The sequence below is a fragment of the Thauera sp. genome, from assembly GCF_035444905.1.
Taxonomy (GTDB): Bacteria; Pseudomonadota; Gammaproteobacteria; order Burkholderiales; family Rhodocyclaceae; genus Thauera.
In genome coordinates, this window is the sequence record NZ_DAOMPS010000017.1 from 46,229 (window position 1) to 68,673 (window position 22,445).

Consider the following 22,445-nt stretch of genomic DNA (forward strand, 5'->3'; position numbering starts at 1 on the left):
GGCGTCGTGTGACTAGTTGCGGGGCGGTTCGTTCGGCGAGGGGGGCGCAGGCGGCTCGTCCGGCGCGGGCGCCTCGGTGGGCGTGGATCCGTCGCTGTCTTTGGGTGGGGGTAGGGCGAGCAGGGCGGAGAAGGTCTCCTTCCAGGCCGCATACAGGGCGCCGGCGATCACCGGGATCAGCACCAGGATGCCCAGCCCGAAGGGGATCATCGCCACCCAGCCCAGCACGTAGAGCAGCGCGGCGAGCACGATGAAGGCAAGCAGGTTGTGGAAGCAGGCGCGCACCGACAGCTTCATGGCGTCGAGCGGGGCGACCTCGTGCAGCATCACCAGCGCTGGGGCGAACCACATCGCCATCATCAGCAGCGCCCACAGCACGGTGAAGGCCACCACGCCGAGCATCATGCCGCCCGCCGCCATGCCCATGCCGGCCAGCGCGCCCACGGCCAGGCCGGTGAGTGCGGCGCTGCCGCCAATCGCCGCCGCAACCAGGGCAGCGAGCAGCAGGCCCAAGAGGTGGAACAGACCGACCAGCAGCAGATTGCCGGCATGGCGGCGGATGCCGTCGAAGAGCGCGTCGATGCGTAGCGGCTCGCCGCGATCGAGCGCCTGGGCGCCCGACAGCATGCCCGCCACCAGCACCGGCAGCGCCACCGGCGCCGCGGCCCAGCCGAGGAAGGGCAGCATGCCGAGGGCGGCGATGATGACGAAGAAGATCAGGGCCTGGATGACCCACTGCCCGGGCGCCTTGATGAACAGCCGCCAGCCTTCGGCCAGCCAGTTGAGGGCGTGGCTGGGGGCGACGTCGCCGGGGGCGGGCGGCGGCGGATGGGGCGGGCGGGGGGCGGGGTTCATCGTCGGGCGTGCGCTCGGTTCAGCAAGGGGGCGTCAGAGCGGCAGCGGCGGCACGCCGGCGCTGCGCAGGCGCAGGATGTCGCGGTACTCGTCGGGGTCCTTCACCAGCACCATCTCGCCGGCGCGCGGCAGGTGGAAGTCTGCAGCGCGCGAGAGCCAGAAGCGCAGCGCTGCGGCACGCAGCAGGGCGGGCCACGCGGCGCGCTCGGCGTCGGTGAACGGGCGCTCGCCATGGTAGGCGGCGAGCAGGGCGTCGCAGCGGGCGCCATCGAGCGTGCCGTCGGGGTTCGAGCACCAGTCGTTGACGGTGACCGCGACATCGAACAGCAGGGCGTCGTGGCCGGCGAAGTAGAAGTCGATGACGCCACCGACATGGACGCTGCCGTCGGCGTCGACGTCCCACAGCACGTTGTCGCGGAAGAGGTCGGCATGGATGGCGCCGGCGGGCAGGCTGGCGAGGTCCACCGTGGCCTGGAACACGATCTCGGCGTCGAGCAGGGCGCGCTCGTCGGCGTCCAGGAAGCCGCGCACCGCCTGCGCGGTGGCTGCGCGCCACTGCGGGCCGCGCGGGTTGTCCTGGCGGCGGCCGTAGGACTGGCCGGCCAGGTGCAGGCCGGCGAGCATGGCGCCGACCTTGGCGCAGTGTGGCACGCCGGGGTCCATCTCGGACGCGCCGGACAGGCGCACCACCAGCGCCGCGGGGCGCTCCTGCAGGGTGCCGAGGTATTCGTTGTCCAGGTTGGCGATCGGCCCCGGCACCGGCAGGCCGTGGCGCGCGAGGTGGGCCATCAGGTGCAGGTAGTAGGGCAGCTCGGCGCGCGACATGTCCTCGAACAGGGTCAGCACGTAGCGGCCGAGCGTGGTGGTGACGAAGAAGTTGCTGTTCTGCACGCCGGCGGAGATGCCCTTGAGTTCCACCAGGCGGCCGACGGCGTAGTCCTTGAGCCAGTCGGCGAGCACGGATTCGGGAACGGGGGTGAAGACGGACATGCGGGCTCCGGAAAGGGGCGGGTTCAGGCCGCGAGCGGGGCTTCGGCGGCGTTGGTGAGCTTGGCGCTGGCCGCGTCGCGAACGCACTGCCAGGCGGTCAGCTTGGCCTCGAAGCTGCGCGCAGCGTGCGCGGGGCTGGTCGAAGGCAGGCGGGTGAGGCGCGGCCGCTGGATGCCGGGCGCCAGCCTTACATGGCGGCGGAAAGCGGTCTCGGCGGCGGCGCCGTTGAAGAAGACGTGGCCGATGTGCGGGCAGGTGGCGAACAGGGCGGCGAAATCGTTGGCCTCGATGCTGTCGTGGGCGATCGCGCTGTCCAGGCTGCCCGCGCGCACGCAGCGGGCGATGACGTCCCACAGCGCCACGCCGGCAGCGGTCAGGCGTTCGAGGCGCTGGGCGTAGGGCAGTTCCACGCCCGCGCCGAACAGCGCGCCCATGATCGGCCAGAAGGCGTTGCGCGGGTGGGCGTAGTACTCGCCGGCGGCAAGGGACGCCTCGCCCGGCATGCTGCCCAGGACCAGGACCCGCGCGTCGGCACGGTAGACCGCAGGAAAGCTCTGTCGCGCCGCCAAGCTCGGGCTCACCAGGACTTGATCACCCACATCGGCACGGCGAGGTTGGGCGCCGCGTCGTCGCGCACCATCTGGCCGTAGCCTTCCTTGTCGATCAGGTAGTAGGGCACGCCGTGCGGCGGGGTCACCTTGACCATGTAGAGCTTGCCGCGGATGCGGTACTCGGTGACGGTGTCCTCGCCGCGCTGGACGATGGTGACCTCGGGTTCGTCCACCTCGCTCATGCCCTCGGGCATGGGAGGCGGCTCGGGAATGGGTTCGAGCCCGGCGGGCTGCTGGGCGAAGGCGGGCACGGCAGCGGCCAGCAGCAGGGCGATCAGGGTGCGGCGCATGATGTTCTCCTGAAGATGCCCCAATTCTAGCCGCTTTCACGGGCTTGCCGGCGATGCGGCCGTCTGCCGCTGCGCGCGGCGGCGTGCCGCCTACAGGTTCAGCATCATCTCGCGCTCGGCGGGCAGGGGCTGGAAGCCGCGGCGCTCGTAGTGCTTGAAGATGGCCTCGACGACGTCCTCGGGGCGGTCGATGACCTGCACCAGGTCGAGATCCTCGCGATTGATCATGCCCTCGGCCACCAGGCGGTCGCGCAGCCAGTCGAGCAGGCCCTGCCAGAACGGCCCGTGCACCAGGATGATCGGGATCTTGCGGCTCTTCTTGGTCTGCACCAGCGTCATCGCCTCGAGCAGCTCGTCGAGCGTGCCGAAGCCGCCCGGCATCACCACGTAGGCCGCGGCGAACTTCACGAACATGAACTTGCGCGCGAAGAAGTGCTGGAAAGTCTGCGAGATGTCCTGGTAGGGGTTGGCGCCCTGTTCCATCGGCAGCTGGATGTTGAGTCCCACCGACGGGCTCTTGCCGAAGAAGGCGCCCTTGTTGGCCGCTTCCATGATGCCCGGGCCGCCGCCCGAGATCACCGCGAAGCCCGAATCCGACAGCAGGCGGGCGATCTTCTCGGCGAGCATGTAGTACATGTGGTCGGGTGGCGTGCGCGCGCTGCCGAAGATCGACACCGCCGGCCGGATCGCGGCGAGGCGTTCTGTCGCCTCGACGAACTCTGCCATAATCCCGAAGATTCGCCAGGACTCGCGTGCGTTGTAACGTGGCGCGCTGCCGTCGGGCACGCTGCGGGGGAGTTTGTCTTTCGCGGTCATGTTGTTCTCGTCTGTGTTCTTGGCCGGCGCCGGGAAGTCGCGGGAAGTTGGGAGAATTGGGGACAGACCCCAATTTCCGCGGAGATCGGGGTTTGTCCCCAATTCTCCTGCGCCCATCCGTTCGATTGCGTCGCCGTCCGCCTGGTTTCCCGCAAGGATTGTCCCGATGCCCACCCTGCTGCTCGTCGATGGCTCCAGCTATCTCTACCGCGCCTTTCATGCGCTGCCCGATCTGCGTAACTCGCAGGGCGAGCCGACCGGGGCGATACGGGGAGTGCTGTCGATGCTAAGGCGGCTCGAAAGCGACTACAAGGCAGAATTTCGCGCCTGTGTGTTCGATGCCAAGGGCAAGACCTTTCGCGACGACTGGTATCCCGAATACAAGTCGCATCGGCCGCCGATGCCCGACGACCTGCGCGCGCAGATCGAGCCGCTGCACGAAGCGGTGCAGGCCGAAGGCTGGCCCTTGCTGTCGATCGAAGGCGTGGAGGCCGACGACGTCATCGGCACGCTCACCCGCCAGGCGCTCGAGCGCGGCTGGGAGGTGGTGATCTCGACCGGCGACAAGGACCTCACCCAGCTCGTGCGCCCGGGCGTGAGGTGGGTCAACACGATGAGCGAGGAAGTGCTCGACGAGGCCGGCGTGGAAGCCAAGTTCGGCGTACCGCCGGCGCGCATCGTCGACTACCTCGCGCTGGTGGGCGATACGGTGGACAACGTCCCCGGCGTGGAAAAGTGTGGGCCCAAGACCGCGGTGAAATGGCTCACCGAATACGGCACGCTCGACAACCTCGTCGCCAACGCCGACAAGGTCGGCGGCAAGGTGGGCGACAACCTGCGCAAGCACCTGGACTTCCTGCCGCTGGGCAAGAAGCTGGTGACGGTGGCGACCGAGCTCGAACTTCCGGTGACGCTCGACGAGCTGCCGGCGCGCGAGGACGACAAGGCGGCGCTGCGGGCGCTGTACGAGCGCTTCGAGTTCAAGTCGTGGTTGAAGGATCTGGATGGCGGGGCGGAGAGCGTCGCGGCCTCGAAGGCGGCCACCGAGGCGCGCCGCTTCGATGGCGAAGGAAATAGGGGACAGGCCGCAGTTTCCGACGATCCGCCCGGGGCGCATCGTGGCGGCTACCTGACGATCCTAGACTGGTCCACCTTCGACGCCTGGCTGGCGAAGATCACCGCTGCCGAGCTCACCGCCTTCGACACCGAAACCACCAGCCTCGACCCGATGGCCGCCAAGCTGGTCGGCATGTCCTTCGCGGTGGAGCCGGGCGAGGCCGCCTATCTGCCGCTGGCGCACCGCGGCACGGACCTGCCTGCACAACTGCCGCTGGCCGACGTGCTCGACAAGCTCAAGCCCTGGCTCGAGTCCGAGCGGCACGCCAAGCTGGGCCAGAACCTCAAGTACGACGCCCACGTGCTCGCCAACCACGGCATCACGCTGCGTGGCATCGCCCACGACACCCTGCTCGAATCCTATGTGCTGGAGTCGGACAAGCCGCACGACATGGACTCCCTTGCCAAGCGCCACCTGGGGCTGACCACCATCCCCTACACCGAGGTGTGCGGCAAAGGTGCGAAGCAGATCGGCTTCGACGAGGTCGCCATCGAGCGCGCCACCGAATACGCCGCCGAGGATGCCGACGTCACGCTGCGCCTGCACCGGCACCTGTGGCCGCAACTGCAGGCCGCGCCGCAACTGGCGGCGCTGTACCGCGACATCGAGTTGCCGGTGCTGAGCGTGCTGCAGCAGATGGAGCGCACCGGCGTGCTGATCGACCCCTTCCTCCTCAGCCAGCATTCCGAGGAGCTCGGCCGCCGCCTGCACGCGCTCGAGCGCGAGGCGCATGACCTGGCCGGCCAGCCCTTCAACCTCGGCTCGCCCAAGCAGCTCGGCGAGATCCTGTTCGGCAAGCTCGGCCTGCCGGTGGTCAAGAAGACCGCCACCGGCCAGCCCTCGACCGACGAGGAGGTGCTGGAAAAGCTCGCCGAGGACTACCCTTTACCCAAGCTGCTGCTCGAACACCGCAGCCTGTCCAAGCTCAAGAGCACCTATGCCGACAAGCTGCCGCGCATGGTCAATCCGAAGACCGGCCGGGTGCACACCAGCTTCTCGCAGGCCACCGCGGTCACCGGCCGGCTGTCGAGCGCCGAGCCCAACCTGCAGAACATCCCGATCCGCACGCCGGAGGGGCGCCGCATCCGCGCCGCCTTCATTGCGCCGCGCGATCACCTGATCGTGTCGGCCGACTACTCGCAGATCGAGCTGCGCATCATGGCCCACCTGTCGGACGATGCGCGCCTGCTCGAAGCCTTCGCCCACGGCGAGGACGTGCACCGCGCCACCGCCGGCGAGGTCTTCGGCGTGGCGCCGGCCGAGGTCACGAGCGAGCAGCGCCGCTACGCCAAGGTGATCAACTTCGGCCTCATCTACGGCATGAGCGCCCACGGCCTGGCCAAGAACCTCGGCATCGAGCGCGCCGCGGCGCAGAGCTGGATCGACCGCTACTTCGCCCGCTACCCCGGCGTCGCCGACTACATGGAGCGCACCCGCGCCGAGGCACGCGACAAGGGCTATGTGGAGACCGTGTTCGGCCGTCGCCTCTACCTGCCCGACATCCGCGCCAGCCAGGCCGGCCGCCGCCAGGCCGCCGAGCGTGCGGCGATCAACGCGCCGATGCAGGGCACGGCCGCCGACCTGATCAAGAAGGCGATGATCGCCACCCGCGACTGGCTGGCCACCTCCGGGCTGAAGTCGAAGCTGGTGCTGCAGGTGCATGACGAACTGGTGCTGGAGGTGCCCACGGCCGAGCTCGACGCCATCCGTGCCGAGCTACCGAAGCTAATGGGCGGCGTCGCCGCGCTGAAGGTGCCGCTGCTGGTCGAGGTGGGCGCCGGGGACAACTGGGACGAGGCGCACTGATGGCCGAGCAAGTGCTCGCGGAGAAGCCGCTCGTCAGCAGCATGAAGGTGTATCGCCGCCTGCTCGGCTACACCCGCCCGTTCATCGGCTTCTTCGCGCTCAGCATCCTCGGTTTCGCCATCGCCGGCGCCTGCAAGGCGGCGCTGGCGAGCGTGCTCAAGTATTTCATCGACGGCCTGGCCGCCCCCGACGCGCCGATCGGCACCGGCATCGCCTGGCTCGACCGCCTCGATCTCGTCCTTGCCATCCCGCTGATGATCGTCGTCATCGCCCTGCTCGAGGGTGCCGGCACCTTCCTCGGCAACTACGGCATCTCGCGCGTCTCGCTCGGCCTCATCCACGACCTGCGCACCCAGCTCTTCGGCAGCTTCCTGGTGCTGCCCAACCGCTTCTACGACGCCAACAACTCGGGCCACCTCGTCTCCAAGCTCACCTACAACGTGTCGCAGGTGACCGATGCCGCCACCGACGCGGTCAAGATCCTGTTCCGCGAGGGCCTCACCGTTATCGCGCTGCTCAGCTACCTGTTGTGGATGAACTGGCGCCTGACCTTGACCCTGCTCGTCGTGCTGCCGGTGATCGCCTGGCTGGTGTCCAACGCCAGCCGCAAGTTCCGCCGCCTGTCGAAGAACATCCAGACCTCGATGGGCGAGGTCACCCACGTCGCTTCCGAGACCATCCAGGGCTACCGCGTGGTGCGCAGCTTCGGCGGCGAGGCCTACGAATCCGGGCGTTTCGTGCAGGCCAGCCGTGACAACACCAAGCGCCAGCTGAAGATGGTGCGCACGCAGGAGACCTTCCAGGCGCTGATGCACCTGATCGTGTACTCGTCGATGGGCCTGCTGCTGTTCACCGTGCTCAAGGTGCGCGGCGACGCTTCGGCCGGCGACGTGGTCGCCTACATCACCGCCGCCGGCCTGCTGCCGCGCGCGATCCAGCTGCTGGGCGGGGTCAGCGCCCGCATCCAGCGCGGCGTGGCGGCGGCCGACAGCATCTTCGAGCAGCTCGACGAGGCGCCCGAGCCCGACACCGGCAGCATCGAGCGCGAGCGCGTCGCCGGCCGCGTCGAGGCCCAGGGGCTGGGCTTCACCTATCCCGGCGCGGAAGGGCGCGCGCTGCACGGCATCGACTTCAAGGCTGAACCGGGCCAATTGATCGCCCTGGTTGGCAAGTCGGGCAGCGGCAAATCGACGCTCGCCAACCTGATCCCGCGCTTCTACCAGCACGACGAGGGCCGCCTGCTGGTCGATGGCGTGCCGGTCGAGGACTACACGCTCGCCAACCTGCGCCACCACATCGCGCTGGTGACCCAGCAGGTCACGCTGTTCAACGGCACGGTGGCGGAGAACATCGCCTACGGTGAGCTCGCCGGCGCCAGCCGCGACGAGATCGTCGCCGCCGCCGAAGCCGCCAACGCGCGCGAATTCATCGACCGCCTGCCGCAGGGCTTCGACACCGAGATCGGCGAGAACGGCGTGCTCCTCTCCGGCGGCCAGCGCCAGCGCCTGGCGATCGCGCGCGCGCTGCTGAAGAACGCGCCGATCCTGATCCTGGACGAGGCGACCTCCGCGCTGGACACCGAGTCGGAGCGGCTGATCCAGGCGGCGATCGAGCGGCTGATGGCAGGGCGGACGACGATCGTCATCGCCCACCGCCTATCGACGATCGAGAAGGCGGATCAGATCCTGGTGATGGAGGCGGGACGGATCGTGGAGCGCGGGACGCATGCGGAGCTGGTGGCGCGGGGCGGGGTGTATGCGCGGCTGCAGGCGATGGGGGAGGAGGCGCCGGACGCTGGATGAATCAGGGGCGATCAAGCGCGCGGAGGCCCCTTCATCGTCAGGTCCCGTCCGACCCGTTCGATATGCTCGCGCAGCGCCGCGTTGTCGATCTGGTGCCACAGGTTCAGATCGACCTTCCACGGCAGCAGTAATTCGTCGATGTCCACGCCCAAGCGTAACAGCCCGGGGAGCGTCATGGCGGGAGCGAACAGGCACAGGTCAATATCCGATCCGGGCCGGTAGGTGCCCATCGCGCGCGAGCCGTACAGCACGACGCGCTCCACCGCCGGATTGCGATAGAGGGTCTCCAGCAGGCGCTGCAGGGCCTGTTCAGGCAGTCCATACGTTGGCGAAGCATGCGTCACCGTGCTCATCGGCTATCCCGCAGCCCCTGCATCCGCAGCAAGAATGCCCCGAACAGCGGCGCATATAGGCCGGTGATGCGTGCCGCGATTTGGTTGGCCACCTCTTCGTTATAGGTGTGCGAGGTCTGGTTCCGGCTGCGGATCATCTCCATCCAGCCCTCCCCATCGGCAACGAGCCCCTTGCTGAAGGATTCCCGCGTCGCATCCCGTGAACCGGTGATATCGACCGTGCCCTGCCAGGCGAAATAGTCCTTCATCACGTTCCAGGCCAGTTCGTGGGTGAACTCGAAAGCCTGGATGAGCCCCTGCTTTTCCAGATCGGAGAGCGGACGCTGGCTGGCGAGTTCGACGGCGGCGGCGAGTCTCGCAAAGGCCTTCTCGTAGTTGGCCAGGCGCTGGTGCCAGCGGATGTCAGGCGTCCCGCTCACAAGGCCTCCGCATCGATATAAACCTCATCCAGCGTGATCTCCGCCTCCAGGCAGTCCAGCCGGAAACTGCCTTCCGTGTAGGTCTCGTGCCGCACCGTCGGGCCGAAGCGATAGACCTCCACACAGCGCTTGTCCGGATCGACCAACAGGTATTCGCGCAGCGACGGAATCGTCTGGTAGGCGAAGAGCTTTTCGCGGCGGTCGATGCGCTCGGTGCCGGGTGACAGCACTTCCACTACCAGGCACGGGCGGCGGCGGTAGTAGGGCTCGCGGTCCTCGCGGTCGCAGGCGAGCAGCAGGTCGGGGTAGTAGAAATAGGTCTGGTCGGCGTGGTCCACCCGCAGCTTCATGTCAGCCATGAAGAGCTGGCAGCCCTTGCGGCGGGCGTGAGGGAGCAGGGCGGCGTAAAGCCCCCCAGCAACCAGGCCGTGCTTTGCGCTCGCACCCTCCATGGCGACCACTTCGCCATCCAGGTATTCGTGCTTGATGTCGATGCGCGTTTCGTCGTCGAGGTAGTCATCGACGCTGATCCGGGCAGGGCGTGCCAGTGCGTTGCTCATGCAGTCCTCCGGTCGGCTTGGGGCGCCACATCCTCGAACACCTCATCCAGCCCGATCTCCAGCTCCAGTGCTGTCAGCACCACCCCGCGTGCGCTGTCGCCGGTGGCGAGCAGCCAGTCGTTGGAGGGCAGGCGGCGGAAGATCTCCACGCTGCGGCGGTCGGGGTCGACCAGCACGTACTCCTGCAGGCTGTCGAGCAGGCGATACGCGGCGAACTTGGCGCCGCGGTCGTAGGCGGCGGTGCTGTCGCTGAGCACCTCGATGATTACCCGCGGGTGATGCAGTATGCGCTCGGCGGCGAGGTCCTCGGGGTGGCAGCTCACCATCACGTCGGGGTAGAACACCGCGTCGGCCTGCACCACCTCGAGCTGCATGTCGGAGATGTAGGCGCGGCAGGGCGTACCGCGCAGCTTCTGGCGCAGCGAGGTCGCGATATTCAACGCCACGACGACATGATCCTGCCGTGCGCCAGCCTGGGCGAACACCTCGCCGGCAACGAAGTCATGCTTGACGGGCTGTTCGGCTTCCCAGGCGAAGAAGTCCCGGCGTTCGAAGTGCGGGGCGGGTTGAGGTAGAGCCATGCTGGATATGCTCCCTATCCTTGTCGTGCTTGAAGTCTAGCAGGAGGAGGGCAATGAGCCTGACGGCGAAGCGTCCGATCGTATGTTCGCTTGCCGTTGCCGCCGCAACTTGAGCCCGCGGTATCGACCGGCTATCCTCAGCCGACACAAGGAGTACGTGCCATGGCTCTGCCGACGACCAAGCCCGAATTCGACGCCGAAGCCTACATGGCGTGGGAAGAGGAGCAGCCCGAACGCCACGAGTACCTCGCCGGCGAGGTGTTCGCCATGTCCGGCGGGACGGATGCGCATTGCACGATCCTGCTCAACACGGCGACGAGTCTCAAGGCGGCCCTGTCCGGCAAGCCCTGCCGCGCCTTCGTCTCCGGCATGAAGCTGCGCATCGACCGCGCCGACGCCGTCTTCTACCCCGACGTCTTCATCACCTGTGATGCACGCGACCGCCAGCCCGAGGCCAGCCTCGCCAAGCAGCACCCGGCCCTGATCGTCGAAGTGCTCTCCGACTCCACCGCCGCCTTCGACCGCGGCCGCAAGTTCGAGCTCTACCAGCAGATCGATACCCTGCAGGAATACCTGCTGATCGAGCAGGACCGCCAGCACGCCGACCTTTTCCGCAAGAACAGCGAGGGGCTGTGGGTGCTGCATCCGGCGGGCGAGGGCGACGTCATCCGGCTGGAGAGCGTTGGGGTCGAGCTGGCGCTGGATGGGCTGTATGAGGATGTCGAGCTGTGAGCAGGTTCAAGAGCTGACATCGCCACCCTCAACTCACGATTTCTGGGGACAGCCCCCCGATCTCTTTAGCTGCCAAGCACCCCTTATGCCGCTTCTTGCATCGGCACGATCGCTTCTAGCGAAGCGCCAAGCGCGTCGCGTGCGCGCTCGACGTCGTAGCGCCGCTGCAGATTCAGCCAAAGGTCTTCCGACGTGCCGAAGTAGCGTGCCAGGCGTAGCGCTGTGTCGGCGGTGACGCCGCGCTCTTCGCGAACGATCTCGTTGATCCGCGCGGCGGTCACGCCCAATGCGCGCGCAAGCGCATTGCTGGACAGGCCCAGCGGCAACATGAACTCTTCGCGCAGCACTTCGCCCGGGTGAATGGGGGCAAGCTTTTCGCTCATCGTGGCCTCCTTTCAGTGGTAATCGACAATCTCGACGTCCTCCGCCCCATCCGCGGTCCAGCTGAAACACAAGCGCCACTGGTCGTTGATGCGAATGCTGTGTTGCCCCGCCCGATCACCCGACAAGGCTTCAAGCCGGTTTCCTGGCGGGATGCGCAGATCGTTGAGAGCCCTTGCCGCGTCCAGCAACATCAGCTTTCGGCGAGCGCTCGCCTCAATATTGGCGAAGCGTGCAACACGTTCCCGTGCAAACAGTGCTGCGGTAAAAGGGCAGCGAAAACTCAGGATCGACATGGAAGAATGTATATCGATAAACGATAAATTTCAAGGCTCTTATCTCAATGCCGCGCCGGCTCATACTCCGGCACCCAGCGCTTTAGCCCCATCCGCACCGCCTCGTCCGCCACCGGCCCCGGCTGTGCCAGCCACTGTTCCAGCTCTGCGAGGAAAGTCCCATTCACCGGCCGCGAGCGCGCGATGCGCAGCTTGGGATGCGGCGTCTCGCGCGTCTCCTCCGCATCCGCCAGCAGCTCCTCGTATAGCTTCTCGCCCGGCCGCAGCCCGGAGAACTCGATGCGGATCTCGTCCTCCGTATAGCCCGACAGCCGGATCATGTTGCGCGCGAGGTCGACGATCTTCACCGGTTCGCCCATGTCGAGCACGAACACCTCTCCGCCCTGGCCCATGGCCGCCGCCTGCAGCACCAGCTGCGCCGCCTCGGGGATGGACATGAAGTAGCGGTTGATGTCCGGGTGGGTCACCGTCACGGGCCCGCCGCGGGCGATCTGCTCGGCGAACTTGGGGATCACGCTGCCGGTGCTGCCCAGCACGTTGCCGAAGCGCACCATCCCCATCCGCGTACCGCTCGTGCCCGCGCTGTGCAGCGCTTCGCACGCCATCTCGGCCAGGCGCTTGGTGGCGCCCATCACGTTGGTGGGGTTCACCGCCTTGTCGGTGGAGATCAGCACGAAGCGCTCGGCGCCATGGCGCTGCGCGTGCGCCGCCACCAGCAGGGTGCCGAGCACGTTGTTGCGCACCGCCTGCCACGCGTTGGCCACTTCCATCAGCGGCACGTGCTTGTAGGCGGCAGCGTGGAAGACGAGCTGCGGCTTCCAGGTGGCGAAGATCTCCTCTAGCCGCGCTGCGTCCTTCACGTCGCCGGCCAGCGGCACGATCGGCGTCTCGGGCCTGTGCACGCGGAACCACTGCTCGATGTTGTAAAGCGCGAACTCGCTCGCCTCCATCAGCACCAGCCGCGCCGGCGCGAAGCGGGCGAGCTGGCGACAGAGCTCGCTGCCGATCGAGCCGCCGGCGCCGGTGATCAGCACGGTCTTGGCGCCGATCATGTCCTTGAGGTGGGCGGAGTCGATCTTCACCGGCTCGCGTCCGAGCAGATCCTCGATGTCGACCGGCCGCATGGCATTGATCGCCACCTTGCCACTCATCAGGTCCTCGATGCCGGGTACGGTGAACACGTTCGCACCCGCCCGCACCGCGGTGTCGGCCGCGCGCTTGAGCGCGTCCGACGCGGCGGAGGGCATGGCCAGGATCACATGGTGCGCCTTGTAGTCCTGCAGCACCTGCGGGAGTTGATCGATCCCACCGGCCACTGGGTGGCCATGGAGCTCCAGGCCCCACTTGGCCGGGTTGTCATCAACCAGCGCAACCACGCGCCAATCGGCGCTGCGTTCGAGCTCGCGCACCAGCATCGCGCCGCCCGAGCCCGCGCCCACGATCACGACGGGTTTACCCGCCGCGCGTAGGTCGCCGTAGATGCGGTGCTCCTTCCACATCCGCCAGGCGGCGCGTCCGCCGCCCATCACGATCAGCAGCAGCAGCGGGTAGAGCACGAGCATCGAGCGCGGAATGACCGGGCCCGGCATGCGGTCGAGCGCCATCAGTGCCACCAGCGCCAGGGCGGAGACGCCCACCGCGCGCAGCACGCGCTTCAGGTCCGGCAGGCTGGCGAAGATCCACATGCCGCGGTAGAGGCCGGCCCAGCGGCAGGCGATGGCGTGGATCACCAGCAGCACGCCGAGGCCCAGCCAAAGCTTCTGTGAGTAGTGACCGGGAAGTTCGAAGTTGAAGCGAATCCACATTCCCCCGAACCATGCGACCACCACCGCAAGCAGGTCGAAGAGAAAGACGAGGACAGAGCGGACTTTCTGATTCATCACGCTTCCATCAGGCGGCTGCCAAGCTCATGACTTCCTTCACGGCGTCGCACGTGCGCTGGATCTCGTCCGCTGTCAACCCAGGATGCACCAGGAACATCAGGCTTGTCTCGCCCAACTCACGCGCAACCGGCAAGCGCTCCTCAGGCCGCCAGCCTGTGCTGTCGAATGCTTTTTCTAGGTATACCTCCGAGCACGAGCCCTGGTAGCACGGTACGCCGCGCGCATTGATCGCGGCCGCAATGCGGTCACGGTTCCAGCCATCGGCCAGGCGTTCGGGCCGCACATACACGTAGCACTTGTATTGCGCGTGTACGCAACCGGAGCGTGCCGGGCAATCCACCCCGCACCGTCCCCCGTCGCAGCGGAACGCCGGCACCCGCAGCGCCTCATGCCGCCGGCACTCGGAGAGAATCGCCTCCGCATTCGCCCCCCGCCCCGCGGTCCAGTCGGCCATGCGCCGCAGCTGGATGCGCCCCACAGCGGCTTGCATCTCCAGCATGCGCCAGTTGGTGCCGAAGCTCTCGTGCAGCCAGCGGAAGCCCGGAGGATGCTCGCGCTCGTACACCGCCGCGTAGCTTTTGCCGTGGTCCTTGAACGACCACATGCTGCGCCACAGCGCCTCGTCGTTGGTTGTCACCATGCCGCCCTCGCCGCCGGTGGTCATGATCTTGTCCTGGCAGAACGACCACGCGCCCACGTGCCCGATCGAACCCACGCTGCGCCCCATGTAGCGCGCGCCGTGCGCCTGCGCGCAATCCTCGATCACCTTCAGCCCGTGCTGTTCGGCTAGCGCCATGATCGGGTCCATGTCGCACGGCCAGCCCGCCAGATGCACGCAGATCACCGCCCGCGTGCGCGGCGTCAGCACGCGCGCGATGGTCTCGGCCGACAGGTTGCCACTGTCCGGCTCGACATCCGCAAAGACCGGCATCGCTCCCGCATTGACCACGCACGACACGCTCGCGATGAAGGTGCGCGGCGTCACCACGACCTCGTCACCCGGGCCGATGCCCAGTGCGTGCAGCGCCACGTCAAGCGCCAGCGTGCCGTTGGCCAGTGCCACCGCATAGCGCGTGCCCGCCCACGCGGCGTATTCCTTCTCGAACTCGCGGCATTCGGTGCCGGTCCAGTAATTGACCTTGTTCGACAGCAGCACGTCGCGCACCGCTTCGGCCTCTTCCTGGGTGAAGGAGGGCCAGGGGCTAAAAGCCGTGTTCAGCATTGCTCAATCCTTGTTCATGATTCGCGCCGGGTTGCCGACCACCGTGGCACCCGCAGGTACGTCTTTGGTCACTACTGCGCCCATGCCCACCACCGCGCCGCGGCCGATCACCAGCGGCTGGCCGGGCTTGCCCTGTTTGAGCACCGCGCCGGCTCCGAGATACGCGTGATCCTCGATCACGATGTTGCCATTGCACTTCACGCCTGGCGCAAAGGTCACGAAATCGCCGATCACGCAGTCGTGCTCGACGTAGCTATACAGGTTGGCGTGGAAGTGCTTCCCGATCCTGATATTTGAGGTGATGGTAACGAACGGACTCAGCGCCGCTCCCTCGCCGATCACCACGTCATCCAGCACCACCACGTTGGCCGCCCCCACCGTCCACGCCCGCACGCCGTCCGCCGCGCAGCGCGCCGCCAGCCGCTCGCGCACCACGCTGTTCGCGATCGCCAGCACGATATGGCGCTCGCCCGCCGGCGCCGCCAGAAAATCCGCATACGACAGCACCTGCTGCCCGTTCATGCGCGCGCCTACCGCGCCGTCATCGACGAACACCAGCCGGTCCGGCGCCACGCCCTGCCGGCGCAACTGCTCGCGCGCCAGCGGCATGATTCCGCGCCCGCAACCGCTTGCGCCGTACACCGCAAAAAGAGGTGAATTCACCGCGCTTCCTCCACAACACCTCGACCGAACAACTGCCAGTTATCGCAATCCGAATCGCATTGCACCCCAGGCATTCCGCCTTCGAGGCGCAGGTAACTCGCGTCGTCCCTCAATCGACTCATCTGCACCGCCTCCACAACATGTTCCAGCCAGTAGCCGTCGGTCGCGAGAATCCAAGGTCCTTCCAGACCCTCGATCCGCAGCACCTCCGGTGGCTCGAAGCGCCGACCGCGCAGGCATCGCGTGAGCGTGCGGCGACTGGCCCCGTCGAGACTTGCTCCAGTGAAATGCACCGCCATACTCCCGAGGTCATGCACCGGCGTCAGCCACCGCAGATCGGCCCTTAATCCTTTCCCCAACCGGCAATTACCGCAGGACAAGGCCCATGCCACGCGCCGCTCGGCGTCGAGAAGTAACGCGAGGTACGATGCCATCTCTGCCTGATAAAGGGTGCGGATTGCCCGATGTGAATCCCGCATCACCGTCACGAGCTCGTCTGGCCCCAGCCGCGTCTGCGCCACCGCACGCGAAAGCACCCCATGCGCCCAGTCACGGGCAAATGCAGCACCCCGCGGGCCGCGACACGATGCATCCACGATCAGCGCAAGGGTGAAGTGCTCTCCCTGGCAAATCCCGCCGACATCACTGTTCTCCGCCCGATCCTGCCCGCGCCGACTAAACCATTCCCATCGCATCAACGCAGGCTGCCTATCGCAAGGTCGAGCCGCTCGAAGAGCAACGCTTCGCGCCCGGCATCACCAAGCGCAGCGCTCTGCACCGCATATTCGAAGTCGGGATGCCTCATCAGCTCGCCCAATTGATCCGCAACATAGCGCCTCAACGCCAAGGACGACGCCTGCAACTCATCCAGCAACTCCGCTCGGCCATCGAAGAGCGTCAGGATGTCCTCGATGTCACGGCTCTCCAGCGGATCATCGTTTCCTCGATCGCGGTAAGCCGCCAGTTTCGTCGCAAGAAAGAAGGCCGGCTGCACAAGCCTTATCGTCACGGTGTCCGTCACCCGGTACGGCTCCGCTGTCCGCAGTGCCTCGGCATACCATCGATTGGTGAATCCGAGGGCGTTCTCCTCGTCCGGCATGAAATCCACGCGCAGGTCCCCGAGCTGCATCGCGCAGATCGGGTCGTCCTCGCCCTGTGCATGCGAAAACCCCCGCCCGCGCAGCATCTGCTGCAGCTTGCTGATCCCGGCGTAGCCCACGACGTGAACAATCAGATCCACATCGTCCGTATGTCTCACCTGCCCCTTGCTGAACTCGTCGGTCAGCAGCAGCCCCGTCGTACATCCACCGACGAACGCCACCTGTTGCAGCAGGTCGTCGCCAAGCGCCGTGGCGACCGCAGCGATCATGCTCCGGTGGTCTGCTATGCGACTCATCGCTCGTCCCTCAACATCTGCGCCAACACCTCACCCGCGAGATTCCGCTCACGCGGCTGACCAAGCCGGATGGCATCGGCCAATGCGAGCAGCGCATACAGTCGCGAATCCCGCCGCACCGCGCGCGTGACCGTCTTGTACAAAGGCTCCACCGCAACCCCTTTCGTATTGCCGAGCGGATCCGGCCAAACCGGTACCAGATCGCCCGCCGTCATCAACTTGCCCTCCAGCACCGGGGCGCCCAGACCGGTAGCAATGCCGCGGGTCACCTCTCCCGGCTTTGCGGGAAAGACATAGCGCAAGCCATACACCACGAACTCGAGCAAGGCCTTGTTGTTCGCCCGCGGAACACCGGTCAGCCGGTCCGGCTTGGCCAGCCCAACGTCGTAGCATCGCTGCAATGCCAGCCCCACCTGCGTCTTGCTGATCCCCGTCGACTGTGCGAGCGCTCTGACCCCGTACTCCTTCGAGGTACTCTCGTAGCTCACGAAGCCCGAGTCATACAGCGAGCGCTCCAGATCAGGGTCGCCGTCTTCGTCCGGGAGCCAGTCCTGCCAAGCAGCCGGCCCCACGGCATCACCCAAGCGGCTCACCACAGATTCCCGATGGGCGAGGCTCGCCAGCTTGAGCAGCAAGAAGATGTCTTGACTTTTCACGAGTACGCTCCAGAGCTGTCCCGCGTCCCGGGACACGGGACAATCATTTTAGCTCTCTCGTCATTTGTCAAGCTTCTTCTTCACGAGACCCAGTGAACCTCGCCGCGGTCGCTTCACCCGCCGCGCTGATGCCTTCGCGGACGAACACCTTCTTCACCGTCAGCGTCAGGATCTTCAAGTCGAGCCAGAACGAATGGTTATCCACGTACCACACGTCCAGGCGGAACTTATCTTCCCAACTCAGCGCATTCCGCCCGTTGATCTGCGCCCAGCCGGTCACCCCCGGGCGCACCTCGTGGCGGCGCGCCTGCTCGGGCGAATACAGCGGCAGGTACTCCACCAGCAGCGGACGCGGCCCCACCAGGCTCATGTCGCCCTTGAGCACGTTCCACAACTCGGGTAGCTCGTCCAGGCTGGCCGAACGCAGGAGTCTGCCAAAGGGTGTCATACGCTCGGAGTCGGGCTGATTTCTGTCGAAAGCGACCACAAGAAAACGAAAACTAGAATACATCCGACATAATCAATTCGCGCCTGAAACTCGCATCCCGGTACTTAGTGTCAAAAACCCGATAGCCAAATTGATAATCAAACAAGGAGTCTCTCGTTGGGAGCCCTTCGCAGACCCCCGGCGCAAGCATTACTCGATACATCCTGTCACGCTCAATACATTGAATTCCAGATCGTTCGATATGCAGAATGTTCAGAACCCCCTGATACGGTTTCGCCAAAAAACCTGGTCTCGTCAATACCTGGAATCCGGGAATTCCACATCGCCAACGCGCCTGCCCTTTGCTCAACGAGTCCCACTCGATGTCGGCCGACCCGAGGAGTGCTTCCTGCAACGCCGGCGTATCCAGAATTTGATCTCCCGAGATGTCATAGACTTGATCCGGAGGCAGCAATGTCCACCCCAGGTTTTTACTAAACCCAGGTGCGGAGTTCGAATTCGGAAATCCGTAAACCATGGAGGCGCCAGATGCTTGAAGCATTGCATAAACCCGGTTGGCCAAGCCGGTGAATAGCCCCCGGCCGCGCCCCTCAGGATGCACCATGGTTGTCATCGATCTGTAGGCGACGAATGACTCCCCTCTGAACCTCAACAAAGTAGGCAGAACAGCATAGTGACCCAACAGCTTTTCAGATTCGTAAAAAAGCGAGACATAGGGATCGCCGACTGGATTGTCGATATAGAACCATCGCCACTCCTTTTGGCAAAGCGGTCTACCAAAGGACTCCAGGAAAAGCTGATAAATTTCCGCCGCCTTTGCTTCCAGGACTGCCTTTTTGCAAATATCGATATACAAAATCCAAGGCCTCCTCAGTCTTTCTTTTCGTTATCCTGATGGTCATACCGCGTCGCAGTCGCCTGACCGGGCATTTCGATTCCTTCGCGACCCAGAACAACGGGAATAGTCTTGATTAAGATCTCAAAATCCATCATAAAACCAAAACGTCGAACATACTCCACGTCAAGAGAAAACTTCTGACCCCAATCAAGCGCATTCCTGCCGCGGATAGCCGGCAAGCTCGTAATGCCCGGCATTACCAGAAATCTCTCAGGATACCGTTCAAGAAGAAGGTTCTTGTATGCGGGAAGCGTGGCACGCGGCCCGATGAAACTCATCTCGCCCTTCAGAATGTTAGCGACCTGCGGAAGCTCATCAAGACTGGTGCTCCGCAAAAGTCGTCCAAACGGTGTAAGCCTGACATCATCCGGAAAGAGCTCGCCGTTTGAATCTCGAGCATCCGTCATCGAGCGGAACTTATACAGCTTGAACTCCTTGGCGTCTTTTCCAAGCCTGTTCTGCGAAAAAATGACTGGCGACCCGAGCTTGAGCCGAACGAGAGTCGCAACAACAAGGAAGACGGGCCAAAGCGACGCAACGATCGCAAGCGAAAGAGCTACATCAAAAAAACGTTTGCCGAACTTTCCCCAAAAGCCGTTAAGCATCATAAGCTCTCCCTCAATAACACGAAACTTTCTGCAGCCTCGACGCCAATATGCGTACCGCGAAAGCGTGCCAAAGCACGAAGTGCCTCGATCGAGCGCGGAAGGTGATCGGCCTGAAGCTGCGATTCATACGCTCTCATCGCTTCGATCTTCTTGTCGAGATAGCTGGAAATATCAATGAAAACATTCGGCTGGAAGGCCGGCGCCAAATAAGGCGGAGCAAGGTGCGTCTCGGAAAGCGTTTCATAAGCAAGCACACGTTTCACCTGCCGTCCGACACCAAGGTAAGGCCTACACGCAACCGTCGCTGCGTACGCGATAGCCTGATGATCCTGGTGGAGGTCATGGCAGAACGGAATATAGACCTCCTCAGGCTGCACTTCCCTTAGCACGTCACTGACGGTCCGATTGATTTCCCAAGCGGGAACATGATCCAGGCAGGCTGCTGGCAACTCTCTGAAAATGACATCCGAAACGCCAAGCCCAGCGCAAGATTGTTTCGCCTCCTGCCGAATTCGGTCCCACAACTCGGGCTCCCACAGGGGATGTTTATATTTACCATGGCCTGTCAGAATGGCAACGACGACCTGCTTCCCCTCGTCTGCAAATCGGGCGATCGTTCCACCCATTCCCAGCACTTCATCATCTGCATGAGGTGCAAGTACAAGCGTCTTCATAGAGTTCCTCACGATTCAGAAGAAAATCAAGCTGTGGTAACGGCCGAAAAGATAGTTTTAAAACGAGCAGCCCCAGCGGCAAGCGAGAGCCTATCCCAGTAATAGGCTTTACCGCGCCGACCCATTTCAGCCAATTCACCTAAGCTCATTTTTTCCAAAGTCATCGCAGCAGCTGCAATGGAACCTGGATCCTCCGATAGGGCAGGTAAGCCACATCCGGCCTCGTCGATCAACGCAGAAGCGTCCCCGCTGACAGCCATAAGGATCGGCTTTCCGGCCACCATATAAGCTTGCGTCTTCGACGGGATGGTTATGCGATAAAGCGGATCGTCCTTCAAGTGCACCAGCAGCGCATCTGCCGATTGCAAAATTGGCCCCACTTCAGCCATTGGAACACGAGGCAGAAAGAGGACATTTTCAAGAGCCTGCTCCTTCGCGCGCTCCTTGAGCGACTCACACTCGGTTCCGCTCCCGAGGAACACGAAGCGAATTCTTGGTGCGGTGTTCTGAACCCTCGCAGCGGCATCAAGCACAGCCTTCAGCCCCTGCCCTTTGCCCATAGTGCCTGCAAACAAGATGTTGAATCCATCCGAAAGCTTTCTAGGGCTGCCACGAGTCGACGTCTCGTCAAGCACGGCAGATTCATCACACCAGTTGTAAATCACCTCGATTTTTCGCTCCTCGACTCCGCGTGAAACGAGGAGCTTCTTGAAGCCTGGAGAGAGGACAACGATCTTATCGACAGCTTTGTAAACCCAACGACATACCCTTTCGACTATACCTAGGATCTTCTCGTTCCCCAACATGCCAGACGCGCGCAAACTATCAGGCCACATGTCTTGAATGTCGTAAACGACAGGAATCCGCCTGAAAAACTTGAGGGCTGCTGCAGCGCAACCGACCGTCAACGGCGGATGGTAGGCATAGACAACATCTGCCTTGCGCGCTCCAAATAGCGTGTAGATAAACAGGGAAATCGAAAAGCTTACGTAGTTCGCTATACGTCGCAACGGTGACGAGTCGTGACTGGGATAGAGCGGAATACGGGTAATTCTAACGCCTTCGATTTCCTCCTTCTGAATCAATCGAAGACGGTAACCAGGATAAAGCTTGCCACCCGGATAGTTCGGAAAGCCGGTTACCACCTCGACATCGCACCCCTGCCGCACCAACTCTCGGGCAAAAGCCAGCCCTTTTGGGACGGGCTCAGGATCAAACCATTGGGTTAGCAGAAGAACTCGCATAATTTCAGTAGGTTTTCCAGACGACCCGCTTCACGTAATCCGTGTAGCTATGGATGATGCGCACCACCTTATCCGCCACGTTCGGCATGCTGTAGTCGGCTACCAGGCGCAGGCTGCGCTCCTCGCCGCGCGCTTGCGATTCCAGGATCGTTAAACCCTGGCGCACGCGGTCCGCCTCCAGCCCCACCATCATCACCGCCGCCTCTTCCATCCCTTCCGGGCGCTCATGCGCCTCGCGCAGGTTCAGCGCTGGGAAGTTGAGGATCGACGACTCCTCGTTGATCGTGCCGCTGTCCGAGAGCACCGCCTTGGCAGAAAGCTGCAGCTTCACGTAGTCGTGGAAACCCAACGGCTTAAGCAGGCGCACCATCGGGTGGAACTTCGCGCCGGTCGCATCCACGCGCTTCTGCGTGCGCGGGTGGGTGGACACGATTACCGGCAGGCCATGGTCTTCCGCCACCGCATTGAGCACCGCCACCAGCTTGGTGAAGGACTTCTCGGACTCGATGTTCTCTTCGCGGTGTGCGCTCACCACGAAGTAGCGCCCCGCCTCCAGCGCCAGGCGCTGCAGCACGTCCGAGGCCTCGATGCGCGGGCGGTAGTGGGTCAGCACCTCGAACATCGGGCTGCCGGTCTTGATCACCTGGTCGGGCGGCAGGCCCTCGCGCAGCAGGTAGTCGCGCGCGATGGTGCTATAGGTGAGGTTGATGTCGGCGGTGTGGTCGACGATGCGGCGGTTGGTTTCTTCCGGCACGCGCTGGTCAAAGCAGCGGTTGCCCGCTTCCATGTGGAAGATCGGGATCTTGCGGCGCTTGGCCGGGATCACCGAGAGGCAGCTATTGGTGTCGCCCAGTACCAGCATGGCCTCGGGCTGCACCTCGCCGAGCACGCGGTCGACCGCAATGATCAGGTTGCCGATGGTGTGCGCGGCGCCCGTGCTGCCTTCGGCGCTGTTGAGGAAGTAATCCGGCTTGCGCACCCCCAGGTCGTCGAAGAAGACCTGGTTGAGCTCGTAGTCGTAGTTCTGGCCGGTGTGCACCAGCACGTGCTCGCAATGCTCATCGAGCGCGGCCAGCACGCGCGACAGGCGGATGATCTCGGGCCGAGTGCCGACCACGGACATGACTTTGAGTTTTTTCATCTT

The 22,445-nt window shown here is 64.5% G+C and carries 26 protein-coding genes; 3 read left to right on the forward strand and 23 right to left on the reverse strand.

Annotation, left to right across the window (positions count from 1 at the left end; all coding sequences use genetic code 11):
• Nucleotides 1-12 precede the first annotated feature (12 nt).
• The 5 genes from PLC66_RS09955 to PLC66_RS09975 all read right to left on the reverse strand — a co-directional run bounded on the left by PLC66_RS09955 (nucleotide 13) and on the right by PLC66_RS09975 (nucleotide 3,562).
• A complete protein-coding gene (locus tag PLC66_RS09955) occupies nucleotides 13-855 on the reverse strand; it encodes a BPSS1780 family membrane protein (RefSeq protein WP_324539885.1) in 843 nt (280 codons plus the stop codon).
• Nucleotides 856-888: 33 nt separating this feature from the next.
• On the reverse strand, nucleotides 889-1,845 hold the full coding sequence (locus PLC66_RS09960) for a homoserine kinase (protein ID WP_324539887.1): 957 nt from the start codon (nucleotides 1,843-1,845) through the stop codon (nucleotides 889-891).
• Nucleotides 1,846-1,868: 23 nt separating this feature from the next.
• Nucleotides 1,869-2,444, reverse strand: a complete 576-nt coding sequence (locus tag PLC66_RS09965) for a DNA-deoxyinosine glycosylase (RefSeq protein ID WP_324539890.1) — start codon at nucleotides 2,442-2,444, stop codon at nucleotides 1,869-1,871.
• Nucleotides 2,423-2,746, reverse strand: coding sequence for a DUF2782 domain-containing protein (locus tag PLC66_RS09970; protein ID WP_324539892.1), 324 nt, complete (start codon nucleotides 2,744-2,746; stop codon nucleotides 2,423-2,425). The genes PLC66_RS09965 and PLC66_RS09970 overlap by 22 nt, the downstream gene beginning before the upstream one ends.
• 90 nt (nucleotides 2,747-2,836) lie before the next feature.
• On the reverse strand, nucleotides 2,837-3,562 hold the full coding sequence (locus PLC66_RS09975) for an LOG family protein (protein WP_324539893.1): 726 nt from the start codon (nucleotides 3,560-3,562) through the stop codon (nucleotides 2,837-2,839).
• A gap of 166 nt (nucleotides 3,563-3,728) precedes the next feature.
• Here PLC66_RS09975 and polA point away from each other — a divergent pair, with 166 nt between their 5' ends.
• The gene (gene polA / locus PLC66_RS09980; protein ID WP_324539896.1) at nucleotides 3,729-6,485 is read left to right on the forward strand and encodes a DNA polymerase I; all 2,757 of its coding nucleotides are present in this window, start codon (nucleotides 3,729-3,731) and stop codon (nucleotides 6,483-6,485) included.
• On the forward strand, nucleotides 6,485-8,287 hold the full coding sequence (msbA, locus tag PLC66_RS09985) for a lipid A export permease/ATP-binding protein MsbA (protein ID WP_324539898.1): 1,803 nt from the start codon (nucleotides 6,485-6,487) through the stop codon (nucleotides 8,285-8,287). Before polA ends, msbA begins: the two co-directional genes overlap by 1 nt.
• Nucleotides 8,288-8,298: 11 nt before the next feature.
• Here msbA and PLC66_RS09990 read toward each other — a convergent pair whose 3' ends face one another.
• The 4 genes from PLC66_RS09990 to PLC66_RS10005 are packed head-to-tail and all read right to left on the reverse strand — an operon-like array spanning nucleotide 8,299 to nucleotide 10,200.
• Nucleotides 8,299-8,640: a nucleotidyltransferase family protein gene (locus tag PLC66_RS09990; RefSeq protein ID WP_324539900.1), complete on the reverse strand. Its 342-nt coding sequence runs from the start codon at nucleotides 8,638-8,640 to the stop codon at nucleotides 8,299-8,301.
• A complete protein-coding gene (locus PLC66_RS09995) occupies nucleotides 8,637-9,059 on the reverse strand; it encodes a nucleotidyltransferase substrate binding protein (RefSeq protein ID WP_324539902.1) in 423 nt (140 codons plus the stop codon). Before PLC66_RS09995 ends, PLC66_RS09990 begins: the two co-directional genes overlap by 4 nt.
• The gene (locus PLC66_RS10000; protein ID WP_324539904.1) at nucleotides 9,056-9,619 is read right to left on the reverse strand and encodes a Uma2 family endonuclease; all 564 of its coding nucleotides are present in this window, start codon (nucleotides 9,617-9,619) and stop codon (nucleotides 9,056-9,058) included. The genes PLC66_RS09995 and PLC66_RS10000 overlap by 4 nt, the downstream gene beginning before the upstream one ends.
• Nucleotides 9,616-10,200: a Uma2 family endonuclease gene (locus tag PLC66_RS10005; protein ID WP_324539906.1), complete on the reverse strand. Its 585-nt coding sequence runs from the start codon at nucleotides 10,198-10,200 to the stop codon at nucleotides 9,616-9,618. Before PLC66_RS10005 ends, PLC66_RS10000 begins: the two co-directional genes overlap by 4 nt.
• Nucleotides 10,201-10,362: 162 nt before the next feature.
• Between PLC66_RS10005 and PLC66_RS10010 the strand changes: the two genes are divergently transcribed.
• Complete coding sequence (locus tag PLC66_RS10010) at nucleotides 10,363-10,932, forward strand: Uma2 family endonuclease (protein WP_324539908.1); 570 nt, start codon at nucleotides 10,363-10,365, stop codon at nucleotides 10,930-10,932.
• A gap of 83 nt (nucleotides 10,933-11,015) precedes the next feature.
• Here the strand turns inward: PLC66_RS10010 and PLC66_RS10015 are convergent, their stop codons facing one another.
• The 14 genes from PLC66_RS10015 to wecB all read right to left on the reverse strand — a co-directional run bounded on the left by PLC66_RS10015 (nucleotide 11,016) and on the right by wecB (nucleotide 22,442).
• Complete coding sequence (locus PLC66_RS10015; protein WP_324539909.1) at nucleotides 11,016-11,315, reverse strand: HigA family addiction module antitoxin; 300 nt, start codon at nucleotides 11,313-11,315, stop codon at nucleotides 11,016-11,018.
• A gap of 12 nt (nucleotides 11,316-11,327) precedes the next feature.
• Entirely contained in the window at nucleotides 11,328-11,609 is a 282-nt protein-coding gene (locus tag PLC66_RS10020; protein ID WP_324539911.1) for a type II toxin-antitoxin system RelE/ParE family toxin, read from the reverse strand.
• A 44-nt stretch (nucleotides 11,610-11,653) separates the two neighbouring features.
• Nucleotides 11,654-13,489: a polysaccharide biosynthesis protein gene (locus PLC66_RS10025; protein WP_324539913.1), complete on the reverse strand. Its 1,836-nt coding sequence runs from the start codon at nucleotides 13,487-13,489 to the stop codon at nucleotides 11,654-11,656.
• Nucleotides 13,490-13,499: 10 nt separating this feature from the next.
• Entirely contained in the window at nucleotides 13,500-14,714 is a 1,215-nt protein-coding gene (locus PLC66_RS10030) for a DegT/DnrJ/EryC1/StrS family aminotransferase (RefSeq protein ID WP_324539914.1), read from the reverse strand.
• A 3-nt stretch (nucleotides 14,715-14,717) separates the two neighbouring features.
• Nucleotides 14,718-15,377, reverse strand: a complete 660-nt coding sequence (locus PLC66_RS10035) for an acetyltransferase (protein ID WP_324539917.1) — start codon at nucleotides 15,375-15,377, stop codon at nucleotides 14,718-14,720.
• Entirely contained in the window at nucleotides 15,374-16,072 is a 699-nt protein-coding gene (locus tag PLC66_RS10040; protein WP_324539919.1) for a hypothetical protein, read from the reverse strand. The genes PLC66_RS10035 and PLC66_RS10040 overlap by 4 nt, the downstream gene beginning before the upstream one ends.
• A complete protein-coding gene (locus tag PLC66_RS10045) occupies nucleotides 16,072-16,746 on the reverse strand; it encodes a hypothetical protein (RefSeq protein ID WP_324539921.1) in 675 nt (224 codons plus the stop codon). Before PLC66_RS10045 ends, PLC66_RS10040 begins: the two co-directional genes overlap by 1 nt.
• 23 nt (nucleotides 16,747-16,769) lie before the next feature.
• Nucleotides 16,770-17,429 carry a hypothetical protein gene (locus PLC66_RS10050; protein WP_324539922.1) on the reverse strand — a complete coding sequence of 220 codons (660 nt, stop codon included), beginning with the start codon at nucleotides 17,427-17,429 and terminating at the stop codon, nucleotides 16,770-16,772.
• Between the two features lie 67 nt (nucleotides 17,430-17,496).
• Nucleotides 17,497-17,940: a sugar transferase gene (locus PLC66_RS10055; protein ID WP_324539924.1), complete on the reverse strand. Its 444-nt coding sequence runs from the start codon at nucleotides 17,938-17,940 to the stop codon at nucleotides 17,497-17,499.
• Nucleotides 17,930-18,733, reverse strand: coding sequence for a GNAT family N-acetyltransferase (locus PLC66_RS10060; protein ID WP_324539926.1), 804 nt, complete (start codon nucleotides 18,731-18,733; stop codon nucleotides 17,930-17,932). Before PLC66_RS10060 ends, PLC66_RS10055 begins: the two co-directional genes overlap by 11 nt.
• Before the next feature lie 14 nt (nucleotides 18,734-18,747).
• Entirely contained in the window at nucleotides 18,748-19,380 is a 633-nt protein-coding gene (locus PLC66_RS10065; RefSeq protein WP_324539928.1) for a sugar transferase, read from the reverse strand.
• Entirely contained in the window at nucleotides 19,380-20,057 is a 678-nt protein-coding gene (locus PLC66_RS10070; RefSeq protein WP_324539930.1) for a PIG-L deacetylase family protein, read from the reverse strand. Before PLC66_RS10070 ends, PLC66_RS10065 begins: the two co-directional genes overlap by 1 nt.
• A gap of 26 nt (nucleotides 20,058-20,083) precedes the next feature.
• Complete coding sequence (locus tag PLC66_RS10075; RefSeq protein ID WP_324539932.1) at nucleotides 20,084-21,301, reverse strand: glycosyltransferase family 4 protein; 1,218 nt, start codon at nucleotides 21,299-21,301, stop codon at nucleotides 20,084-20,086.
• Nucleotides 21,302-21,305: 4 nt separating this feature from the next.
• Entirely contained in the window at nucleotides 21,306-22,442 is a 1,137-nt protein-coding gene (gene wecB / locus PLC66_RS10080; protein ID WP_324539934.1) for a non-hydrolyzing UDP-N-acetylglucosamine 2-epimerase, read from the reverse strand.
• Between the last annotated feature and the right edge of the window lie 3 nt (nucleotides 22,443-22,445).